Annotated in this window: 9 protein-coding genes; all 9 read right to left on the bottom strand. The window is 73.0% G+C overall.

Annotated elements, in window-relative coordinates; genetic code table 11:
- Positions 1–52: 52 nt before the first annotated feature.
- The 9 genes from pyrE to ACFC1F_RS15775 all read right to left on the bottom strand — a co-directional run bounded on the left by pyrE (position 53) and on the right by ACFC1F_RS15775 (position 9,619).
- On the bottom strand, positions 53–589 hold the full coding sequence (gene pyrE / locus ACFC1F_RS15735; protein WP_209415635.1) for an orotate phosphoribosyltransferase: 537 nt from the start codon (positions 587–589) through the stop codon (positions 53–55).
- Between the two features lie 30 nt (positions 590–619).
- On the bottom strand, positions 620–1,816 hold the full coding sequence (locus tag ACFC1F_RS15740) for a hypothetical protein (protein ID WP_376158678.1): 1,197 nt from the start codon (positions 1,814–1,816) through the stop codon (positions 620–622).
- A 145-nt stretch (positions 1,817–1,961) separates the two neighbouring features.
- A complete protein-coding gene (locus tag ACFC1F_RS15745) occupies positions 1,962–3,674 on the bottom strand; it encodes a polyamine aminopropyltransferase (RefSeq protein ID WP_376158680.1) in 1,713 nt (570 codons plus the stop codon).
- A gap of 142 nt (positions 3,675–3,816) precedes the next feature.
- Positions 3,817–4,344: a DUF2617 family protein gene (locus tag ACFC1F_RS15750; RefSeq protein WP_209415633.1), complete on the bottom strand. Its 528-nt coding sequence runs from the start codon at positions 4,342–4,344 to the stop codon at positions 3,817–3,819.
- Positions 4,345–4,882: 538 nt separating this feature from the next.
- Positions 4,883–6,043, bottom strand: a complete 1,161-nt coding sequence (locus ACFC1F_RS15755) for a pyridoxal phosphate-dependent aminotransferase (RefSeq protein WP_376158682.1) — start codon at positions 6,041–6,043, stop codon at positions 4,883–4,885.
- Between the two features lie 98 nt (positions 6,044–6,141).
- The gene (locus ACFC1F_RS15760) at positions 6,142–6,705 is read right to left on the bottom strand and encodes a hypothetical protein (RefSeq protein ID WP_376158684.1); all 564 of its coding nucleotides are present in this window, start codon (positions 6,703–6,705) and stop codon (positions 6,142–6,144) included.
- Positions 6,702–8,450 carry an alpha/beta hydrolase gene (locus tag ACFC1F_RS15765; protein WP_376158686.1) on the bottom strand — a complete coding sequence of 583 codons (1,749 nt, stop codon included), beginning with the start codon at positions 8,448–8,450 and terminating at the stop codon, positions 6,702–6,704. Before ACFC1F_RS15765 ends, ACFC1F_RS15760 begins: the two co-directional genes overlap by 4 nt.
- Positions 8,451–8,453: 3 nt before the next feature.
- Positions 8,454–8,855, bottom strand: coding sequence for a hypothetical protein (locus tag ACFC1F_RS15770; RefSeq protein ID WP_376158688.1), 402 nt, complete (start codon positions 8,853–8,855; stop codon positions 8,454–8,456).
- A gap of 197 nt (positions 8,856–9,052) precedes the next feature.
- Positions 9,053–9,619 (bottom strand): YbjN domain-containing protein, encoded by a 567-nt coding sequence (locus ACFC1F_RS15775; RefSeq protein WP_376158689.1) that lies wholly within the window; start codon positions 9,617–9,619, stop codon positions 9,053–9,055.
- Positions 9,620–9,877: the final 258 nt, after the last annotated feature.

Here is a 9,877-nt window from a genome sequence, read left to right on the forward strand (position 1 = left end):
GTTCCACGTGGAACAGCACCCGGCCCCGGGCCGTTTCGTCGTACTCGGGCCGTCAGAGGCCCAGGTCGTCCAGGTTGTACGCGGTGACGTACGGCAGGCCCGTCGCCTCGACCGCGGCGGCGCCGCCGCGCTCCACGATCACCGCGACGCCGACCACCTCGGCGCCCGCCTCGCGCAGGGCCTCGACGGCGGTCAGCACCGAGCCACCGGTGGTGGAGGTGTCCTCGACGGCCAGCACCCGGCGGCCCTTGACCTCCGGGCCCTCGATCCGGCGCTGGAGGCCGTGCGCCTTGCCCGCCTTGCGGACCACGAAGGCGTCCAGCTCCCGGCCGCGCGCCGCGGCGGCGTGCAGCATGGCGGAGGCCACCGGGTCGGCACCGAGGGTCAGACCGCCGACGGCGTCGTACTCCAGGTGGGAGGTCGCGTCCAGCATCACCCGGCCGACCAGCGGGGCGGCCTGGCCGTCCAGCGTGATCCGGCGCAGGTCGACGTAGTAGTCGGCCTCCTTGCCGGAGGAAAGGGTGACCTTGCCGTGCACGACGGCCTTGTCCTTGATCTGTGCCAGCAGGGCGTCGCGGTCGTTGCTCATGAGCGTTCAGTCTAGGCCCTGGGAGCCCGGCTAGCGTCGGCGCAGCGCCCTGACCAGCACCACGGCGCCGCCGACCAGCGCGACACCGCCGCCGATCATCCACGGCACGGCACTGCGGCCGCCCGGGCCCGGCACCACGATTCCCCCGGCCTCGCCGCCCCAGCGGGACGCCGCCCGGGCCCGCGCGCTGCGGGCCGGCAGGGCGGGGGCGTAGCGGCCGCGCGGCGGCGCGTGGTCCACCTCCTCGGCGGAGCGGCCGACGATGCTGCGGCGGACGGGGCCGCTGAGCACCGGCTCCTGCTCGTACTCGAAGGGCAGCTCGGCGGGGAGTCCGGCGGGCGGCTCCTCCGAGGCGGCGGGATCCTCGGCGCCCTCGGAGTCCTCGTGCTCGTCCTCGCGGCCGGCCGGGTCGCCGGTGGGCAGGCCGAAGCGCTCGGCGTCGGCGTCGGAGAAGGCGATCAGGTCGGAGAGGTCGTCGTCGAGGTCCTCGCCGGGCTCGCTCTGGTGGTCGTCCAGGAAGAACACGGTGGCGGTGGGCTCCTCGGCCTCCTCGGCGCCCTCCGTGCCCTCGGTGTCCTCGGTGTCCTCGGCGGCCTGGGCCTCTTCGGCGTCGTCGGAGGTGACGGAGTCCTCGGTGTCCTGGGCCGTCTCCTCGCTCGCCGCGGTCTCCTCGGCCTCGGCCTCCTGGGCGGCCTTCGCGTCCGCCTCGGTGTCGGCCTCCGCCTCCGCGTCCACGTCAGCCTCTGCATCCGTGTCCACGTCCATGTCCACGTCCGCCTCCGCGTCGGGGGAGGCGAGGGCGGCGGCGAAGCGGTCCAGCAGACGGCGGCCGGTCGCGGCGAGGGTCTCCTCGTCGAACTCGGTCAGCCGCCCGGTGGCGCTCAGGTCGCCGGTGAACCGGACCAGTGCGCTGCCGTCCTCGGCGCCCTCGGCGACGCTGACCCGGAGGGTGGCGGTCGCCTCGCCGCTGCCGCGTGCCTCCTGGCCCTCGGCGAACACGGTGAGCACGCCCTCGCGGCCCTCGATCAGCGACAGCACGCCGCGGTAGGTGATGGTGGAGGCGCCGACCCGCAGCTTCAGCCGTCCGCCGATCTCGTCGGCGGGGCCGCTGCCGACGGCGGCGGGCTCGGTGCTGAGCCCCGGCACGCAACGGGCCAGCAGAGCCGGATCCAGCAGGGCCTGCCGGACCAGCTCGGCCGGCATCGGGACGACAACCTCATGCTCCATGCCACGGAGCCTACCGATCGGACCCCCGATGGTCCCCGCTGCGGCCCCCACCTGTCGCGCCGACTTTTCCGCCCGGCGCCCGTCGGCCCGCCGGACCGTGCCCGGGGCCCCGCCGCCAAGGCCCGTCGCCCACCCGTCCGGCGTCTCACCGCGGCCCCAGCAGGGTGAGGGCGGCCGGGGGGCGGGCCGGGCGGAGGGCGGTGAGGCGGGAGGCGGCGGCGCGGAGGGCGTCGGGGGTGAGTGCGCGGGGCGGCGGGGCGTCCGGGGCGAGGCCGAGCGGGGGCTGGGCGGCGGCCGCGAGCAGGAAGGTCTGGCCGCCGCCGTCGCCGCCACCGTCGCCGCCACCGTCGCCGCCACCGTCGCCGCCACCGTCGCCGCTGCGCTCCGGCCCGGGTCGGCAGCTCGTGGTGGCGCCGCCCTGGACGGCGTACGGGACGGTCCGCAGGCCGGCCGCCCGCAGCCCGGACTCGACCTGCCAGAGGCCGCTCCGCTCGTCGCCGGCCCGCTCGTCGCCGGCCCGGACGGCGATCCGCCCGCCGGGGGAGAGCAGCCGAGTGGTGAGGCCGTAGAACTCCTGCGAGTGGAACTTGACCGTGCCGGCCTCGTCGGGGGCGGGCAGGTCGGCGAGGACGACGTCGAAGGTGCGGTCGCCCGTGCGGACGCTGCGCAGCCACTCCAGCGGGTCGGCGTCGGCGGTCCTGACCCGGGGGTCGTCCAGCGAGTGGCCGGAGAGCGCGGCCAGGCCCGGGTCGGTCCGGGCCAGCCGGGTGAGCGCCGGGTCGGCGTCGACGACCAGGACCGAGCGGACCCCGCCGTGCCGCAGCACCTCGCGCAGGGCGAGCCCGTCGCCGCCCCCGAGCAGCAGCACCCGGGCGTCCGGCCCGGCCGCCATCGCCGGGTGGACCAGCGCCTCGCTGCCCCGGTACTCGTCGGGGCCGCAGACCGCGAGCCGCCCGTCCAGGTAGAGCCGCAGCGGGCCCTCGGCCGGGCCGGTGAGCACGATCTCCTGGTGCCGGCCGTGGGTGGCGAAGCGGACCTGCGGGCCGTACAGGGCGCTCCGGGCGGCCCGTTCGATCGCGCCGGACCAGGCGGCGGCCGCGGCGAGGGCGGCCAGGACGAGCCCGCAGCAGCACCAGAGCAGCATCCGGATCCGCGGGGCCGGCTCCTCGCGGAACAGCCAGAGCACCACGGCGGCCCCGGCGACCGCGTTGACCGCGCCGGTGACCAGGGCGCCGGTGCCGGGCCCGAACGTGGGCAGGATCAGGAACGGGAAGGCCAGCCCGCCGATCAGCGCGCCCACGTAGTCGGCGGCGAAGAGGTCGGCCGCGGCCTGCCCGGCGTCCTCGCGCCGGATGCGCTGGATGAGCGTCATCAGCAGGGGGATCTCGGCGCCGATCAGGACGCCGATCAGGCAGGTCAGCCCGACCATCGCGGCCTGGTAGCGGCCGATCCAGGCCCAGCAGGAGTACAGCGCGAGGACGGAGAGCCCGCCGGTGAGCGCGAGCGCGCACTCGACCAGGGCGAAGGCGGTGGCCGGGCGGCGGGTGAGGCGCTTGGCGAGCAGGGAGCCCAGGCCCATCGCGAAGACCATGACGGAGAGCACGACGGACGTCTGGGTGACGGAGTCCCCGAGCAGGTAGCTGCCGAGTGCCACGAGTTCCAGCTCGTAGACGAGTCCGCAGGCCGCGCAGACGAACGAGGCCAGCAGGACGGTGAGCCGGGCGAGCCGGGGGCGGGCACGCAGCCGGCACCGACGGCGGGCGGGCAGGGGGGTCAGGCTCCGCCCGAGCCGGAGTGGGCTGCCGTCGTCGAGGTCGAGTCCCGGCTGTGCGGGGGGACCGGCCGGATGGTTGATCACGAACAAACGCTAGGCGACGTTCGGTACGGGTGGCTGCGTCCATTCGACGGACAGTGCGATACGTCGGGTTGACGGATCGTTCCTGCGTACGAATGGGGGCCGATCTGTCGCCGTATGAGCGCCTCTGGCGCGGTTGCCGTGCTCACCGGGACACCACGAGCGAGGAGCGGGTGCAGACCAGCTGCCCCTCCTGCGGATAGGCGTGCCAGGTGCGCCAGAGCAGCCGGTCCGCGCCGCCCTGGGCGACCAGCGCGGTGAAGGCGCTCGGGTCGCCCGGGAAGACCCCGGCCAGGCCGCGCGGGTGCCCCTCGACCAGGGCCAGCAACTCCTGGGCGCGGGCGGCGAAGTCGTGCGGCGGCAGCGCCTCGATCCGGGCCGCGAACTCGTACTCCCAGCCGTCCACCTGCTTGGCCACCCGGGCCGGCAGCGGGGTCCGGCGGCCGGGCAGGCAGGCGACGGTCTCCAGGCACTCGCCCGGTCCGGCGGCGATCACCACCTGGTGCGATGCGCCGAGCAGCCGCAGCTGCAGGGTGCCGGGCGGACCGGGACGCCCGGCACCGTCCAGTCTCAGGTTGCGGACCGCGAGAGCGGGCAGGGTTTCGCCGCCCAGGCACCAGGCCAGGTCACCGGCGCGGGTGTCCGTGTAGGAGGTCTGCAGTGTGGTGAGCATGCTCGGCTCCGCGTTTCAGCTCCGTGCGCGCCCGCCGAGCAGCAGCGAGTAGGGCCAGGCAAAGGCGAGGCTGTTCGTGGCTGTGCGGTCCAGGGCGCGGCCGACCGTGGAAGGAAGGATTCCGGCTGGAGATTCAGCAGCAGAGAAGCATGAATACGCCGGGTCCGCCGGTGATTTACCCAACTTTGTCAAGCATTCACCGTTTCGAGCGCGCCTGCTTCCCCGCTCTGATCGACCCGGTGTGCGACTCTGCACAGCGCGCGCCCCTCGCACCGGCCCACGCGCCGTGCGCTCTGCATGCACGCCGCCCACGAGCCCCGCGCGCCCCACCCTCCCACGCTCCCGGCGCACGGTGGTCCATGCTCCCCCGCGGGCCTGCCCGACAGGCATGCCGAATGCCCGACAGGCAGCGAAAAGCCGCGCCCGTCGGGCAAGTTGACGAATGGTCAGCACATCCCGCCGATCCCGCCGGGTGGGCGGATCCGGCTGGGCCGGGTCACCGCCTCCTCCGGCGGGGGCGGCGACCCGGTCGGACCGGTCAGAGCTGCCGGAGCCGCGTGACGGCCTCGGCGAGGACGTCGTCGCGCTTGCAGAAGGTGAACCGGACGAGGCTCCGTCCGGCCTCGGCGTCGTCGTAGAAGACGGCGTTGGGGATGGCGACGACGCCGCAGCGCCCGGGGAGGGAGCGGCAGAACTCGACGCCGTCCTTCTCGCCCAGCGGTGTGATGTCGGTGGTGATGAAGTAGGTGCCCTGCGGCTGGAACACGGCGAAGCCGGCGGCCGCCAGCCCGTCGCCGAGCAGGTCCCGCTTGCGGAGCAGGTCGGCCCGGAAGCCGTCGAAGTAGCCGTCGGGGAGGCGCAGGGCCTCGGCGACGGCGTACTGGAACGGCCCGGCGCTGACGTAGGTCAGGTACTGCTTGGCGGTGCGGACGGCGGCGACCAGGGGGGCGCTCGCGGTCACCCAGCCGACCTTCCACCCCGTGAAGGAGAAGGTCTTGCCGGCGGAGGAGATGGAGACGGTCCGCTCGCGCATGCCGGGCAGGGCGGCGATCGGGTGGTGGCCGCCGCTGAACACCAGGTGCTCGTAGACCTCGTCGGTGACGACCAGCAGGTCGTGTTCGACGGCGAGCCCGGCGATCGCGGCGAGCTCTTCGGGGGTGAGGACCAGTCCGGTGGGGTTGTGCGGGGTGTTGATCAGCAGCAGGCGGGTGCGCGGGGTGATCAGCGCCCGCAGCTCGTCCAGGTCGGGCCGGAAGCCCGGCGCGCGCAGGGTGAGCGGGACGCGGGTGGCGCCGGCCATGGCGATGCACGCGGAGTACGAGTCGTAGAAGGGCTCGAAGGCGATGACCTCGTCGCCCGGCTCCAGCAGGGCGAGCAGGGCGGCGGCGATGGCCTCGGTGGCGCCGGCGGTGACCAGCACCTCGGTGTCGGGGTCGTACGTCAGGCCGTAGAAGCGCTGCTGGTGCCCGGCGACGGCCTGCCGCAGCTCCGGGATGCCGGGGCCCGGCGGGTACTGGTTGCCTCGGCCGTCGCGCAGCGCCCGGACGGCGGCCTCGCGGACCTCCTCGGGCCCGTCGGTGTCCGGGAAGCCCTGGCCGAGGTTGATCGAGCCGGTGGCGGTCGCGAGGGCCGACATCTCGGCGAAGATCGTCGTGCCCAGCCCGTCCAGCCTGCGGTTCAGCAGCGGCCTGGTTCCCATGCGAAAGGCTCCTCACAGCTCGTCGTGGGGGACATCTTCTGACGGCCGGTGGGCGGCGGACAAGCATGCGCGCCCGCCGCCCCGGCCCGACTCGTGCCTCAGCTCGACCAGTACGGGTCGTCGACCGTCGCGCACTGGTCGGCGTAGTTCAGCGGTCCATGGAGGAACCCGCCGTTGCCGTTGGAATCGGTGGTGTCGGTGACATCGGTCAGGGTGGCTCGGACCTCCGCGCAACCGTTCACACGCACGGCGAACCAGAGGGTGAACCCCGAGCCCCTCACTTCCACCGCGCCCTCGGAGCGCTCGACCGGGTAGCCCTTTCCCTTCCAGAGCGCCTGGACGAGGTCGAGCGGCTCCTGACCCCGCCTGGAGGCGATCCGGACCCGGGCCGCCTGTTTGGCGATCATCTCCGTGCGACCCGTCTTCCTGCACCCGGACGTTCCGCAGAACCCGGTCAGGTCGGGGTTGCTCTCGAACTTCGTCTCAGCCCACTGGAGCCCCGGGTGGAAGGCCCCAGCGACATCGGCGAGTTCGCCCTCGACCCGGTGCTGCGCCTGCTCGACCGGCACGGTGGGTTCCTTCTGCTCCGGCCAGGCGAGCCAGCCGACGAGGAGCGCCAGCACGACCCCCGGCACGGTCACGCGCCATGTCGGGGCCCTCACCGCGGGTCCTGCCGGGTGATCGTGTTCCCGTGGCCGCTCACGATCTTCCCGATGTTGGGGAGCGAGTCGCCGCCCGCGCCGTGCTTCCCGAAGTAGTTGTCGTGCGAGTCGGTGATGGTCCCGTCCGCCACCGAGAAGCGCTGCCCGCCGAAGTCCCCGCTGGCGGGGTCCGCGCCGAACCACGACTGCTTGCCCGTGTGATTCATCTCCTCGTAGATGAACGCGCCCCAACCGCCGACCATCCCGGGACTCGGCGCATTGGCCACGGGGTCGTTCTCGGCGGCGCCGACGTACACGTGATCGGCGCCGACCCCGAGTTGTGACGCCTTGTCCACCCCGGTACCGGGGCTGCCGACCAGGACAATGTCGTCAGCGGCCAGGCCACCCGGGTGCTGCGTCGCCTGCCCGACCAGCAAGGATCCGTAACTGTGCCCCTGAGCGGTCACGTGCGCCGGCGCCCCCTCATGGGTGGCTCGGAGCCCGGCGAGGAACTTGTTGTAGTCAGCCCCGCCCGCGACCGCCCGGTCCTCGCTGAGCACCGATGGACCGTCCAACTGCGGGGCGTCGTACCCCAACCAGAACACGGAGGCGACACTCGGCGTCTCGTTGGGCCCCGTGCTGTTCACCGCGGCATCGTAGATGCGCTTCGCCGTCATGGCGTCGCCGCCTCCGACGCCCGCCATGGTGCTGTTCAGCCCGGGCACCAGGGACGAGACGTTGCGCGCCTTGTCCGGGTCACCCCAGGACACGATCGCACGGCCCTGCCCCTGATCACCGATCCCCAGCAACAGCAGCGGCGGGTCGGAGTTCGGCCCGCCCGCACCACCGTCCTTCTTGCCGTCGAGCCGCTCCTGGATGGACTGGAAGCCGTCGAGCTTCTCCTGCAGGGCGTCGCGCTTGGCCTTCCACTGCGTGTAGGCGGGGTTCGGGCGGATGAACCTGCCGGTACCCACGGTGGCGGCCGGCGCGGGGCCGAGGTCGGCGATCTGGCGCTGGCGGTCCTGGATCAGGTTCTTCAGGTTGGTCCGGTTGGCCTGGTTGCGGGCGGCGGCGGGGATGCCGTCGAGGTTGCCGACCTGGTCCGGGTGGTTGAGGATGATCCGCTGCTGCTGAGCATCGGTCAGGCCGTTCCACCAGGCCTTGACGCTGTTCGGGTCGGTGCCGGCGGCGGGGATCTGCTGGAGCGCGTTCGCGGCGTCCGTGTCGGCTTTCACGGTGGCGGAGTCGAGGCCGGTGCCGCTGCTCGCGTTGGTGGCGAGGTGGGCGAGCCGGGTGTTGATGGTCTGGTCCGCGTGGTCGGCCTCGTTGAGCGCGGCGGTGATCCGGGCCTGGATCTGCTTGGCCTGGTTTTCGGCGTCGGTGCCGGCGAAGTTCGCGGAGTTCGGGTCGTTGTCCCAGGTGATCCCGCCGTCGGCGGCCACGGTCAGCTTGTGGGTCTTGGCGTCGTCGAGGGCGCTGATCAGGTGTGACTGGGCGGCGGCGAAGCCGTCGTAGGCGTCCTGCAGGGCCCTGCTGACGAGGCCGATCTCCTGCTGGGCGGCTTGGAGCTCGTTCTCCAGGAGCTGGATCCGGGCCTGGGCGTGGCCGGCGGCGGTGCCCGTCCACTGGGAGCGGTTCAGCCGGTCGATGACCTCGGTCTGCCAGTTGTCCTTGTGCTGGCCGAAGGCGGTGGCGAGGGTGTCGAAGGCGTTCTTCGCGGTGATGATGCCGATGACGTCGGCGTCGTAAAGGGTCTTGATGTCCATCGGTTACTCGGCCGCCTTCGCGCTGGAGGGCTTCACGGGGCCCGGGACGACGGTCGTGCCGAAGGGGTCCGGCTCGGCCGGGACCGGGGCGGCCGGGTTCCTCATGCTCGTGTGGACGTCCTTCTCGACCTGGCGGTAGTAGGCGGCCGTTGCGGCGAGCTTGGTGCCGACGTCGCCCATGTCGCCGCCGAGCTTGTCCAGCAGCGTCTTCCAGTTCGTGCCGCAGTTCGTGATGGCGGCGGCGGTGAGAAAGCCCCGCAGACCGGTGGCGGCCTGGTTGCACGGCTCGGTGATCTTCGACGTCTCGCCCGGTATGAGACCGCCTGTGTGCTGGGCGCTCTGTCCGCAGCCGTCCAGCTCGGCCGGATTGACCTTGAGCTCCAAGGCCACATCAGGATCCGACATGTGTTTCCCCCGTAATTGGGCGCCGCCCGTAGGCGGCGTTCCCCCTGCCCAGAAATGATTACCGTCGGATAGTAATCAGTTGCTCCTTACTGCGATCGGTGGACCGGGCGCCGGCGCGTGCGGCGGCCGGGGACAAGGACGGCCCGCCGCCGGGGTGTACCGGTGGCGGGCCGTGCCGTGTGCTGACGCTCGGGGGGTCAGGCCTCGTCGGTGCCCTCGGGGGCCTCGCCGTCGCCCTCCTCGCCCTCGATCTCCTTCTGAAGGCCGAGGCGCTCGACGATCCACTGCTCGAAGCCGACGGCGGCCTGGGTCCAGTTGGCGGTGGTGGTGACGAAGTAGTCCAGGTTCACGCCGGTGCCGACGATCATCTGGGCCTCGCCGATCAGGCGGACCACGCCGTCCTCGTGGGTGTGGGTGTAGACCTTGGGCCAGAGGGTCTCACGGTTCCACTCGTCGATGAGGTCGAGCATCTCGGCCTTCTTCTCCAGCGGGTAGGCGCGGTCGTAGAACGCGCGGACCGCGAAGAGCTCCTTCTGCTCGCCGCGGAACATGTAGTAGACGCGGAAGCCCTCCCAGGGGGCGGTGAGGTCGCCCTCCTCGTCCACGACGTGCTTGAGCTGCATCTGGTCCAGCAGCTGGGTCACCAGGGCCTGGTCCGGGACGATGATCGGCGGCGGGCCGGCCGGTCGGCCGCCCTGGCCGCCACCCGGCTGCCCGCCCTGCGGCATGCCGAACGACGGGATGGACGACGGGTCGATGCTCATGGGGGTCCTCATTCCTCAGTGCACGTGGTGGCCGGCAATGAGGCCGCCCTTTCCACCTCCCATCCTGCCTCATCCGGGCCCGGCCTCACAGGGGTGGCGGGACGGGAAGGATCTTGCCGGAGGGCCTGCCGGGGGCGGCGGACACCGAGGGTGAACACGGCGGTGGGGGGCCCCCCCCCCCCGGGGGGGGCCCCCCCCCCCCCCGGCCCCGCGCGGGCCCGAGCGCCCGGTCATTAAAAAAAAAAAAAACACCCCCCC

Origin of the sequence: Kitasatospora sp. NPDC056181 (genome assembly GCF_042266225.1) — a bacterium.
Classification (GTDB): Bacteria; Actinomycetota; Actinomycetes; order Streptomycetales; family Streptomycetaceae; genus Kitasatospora.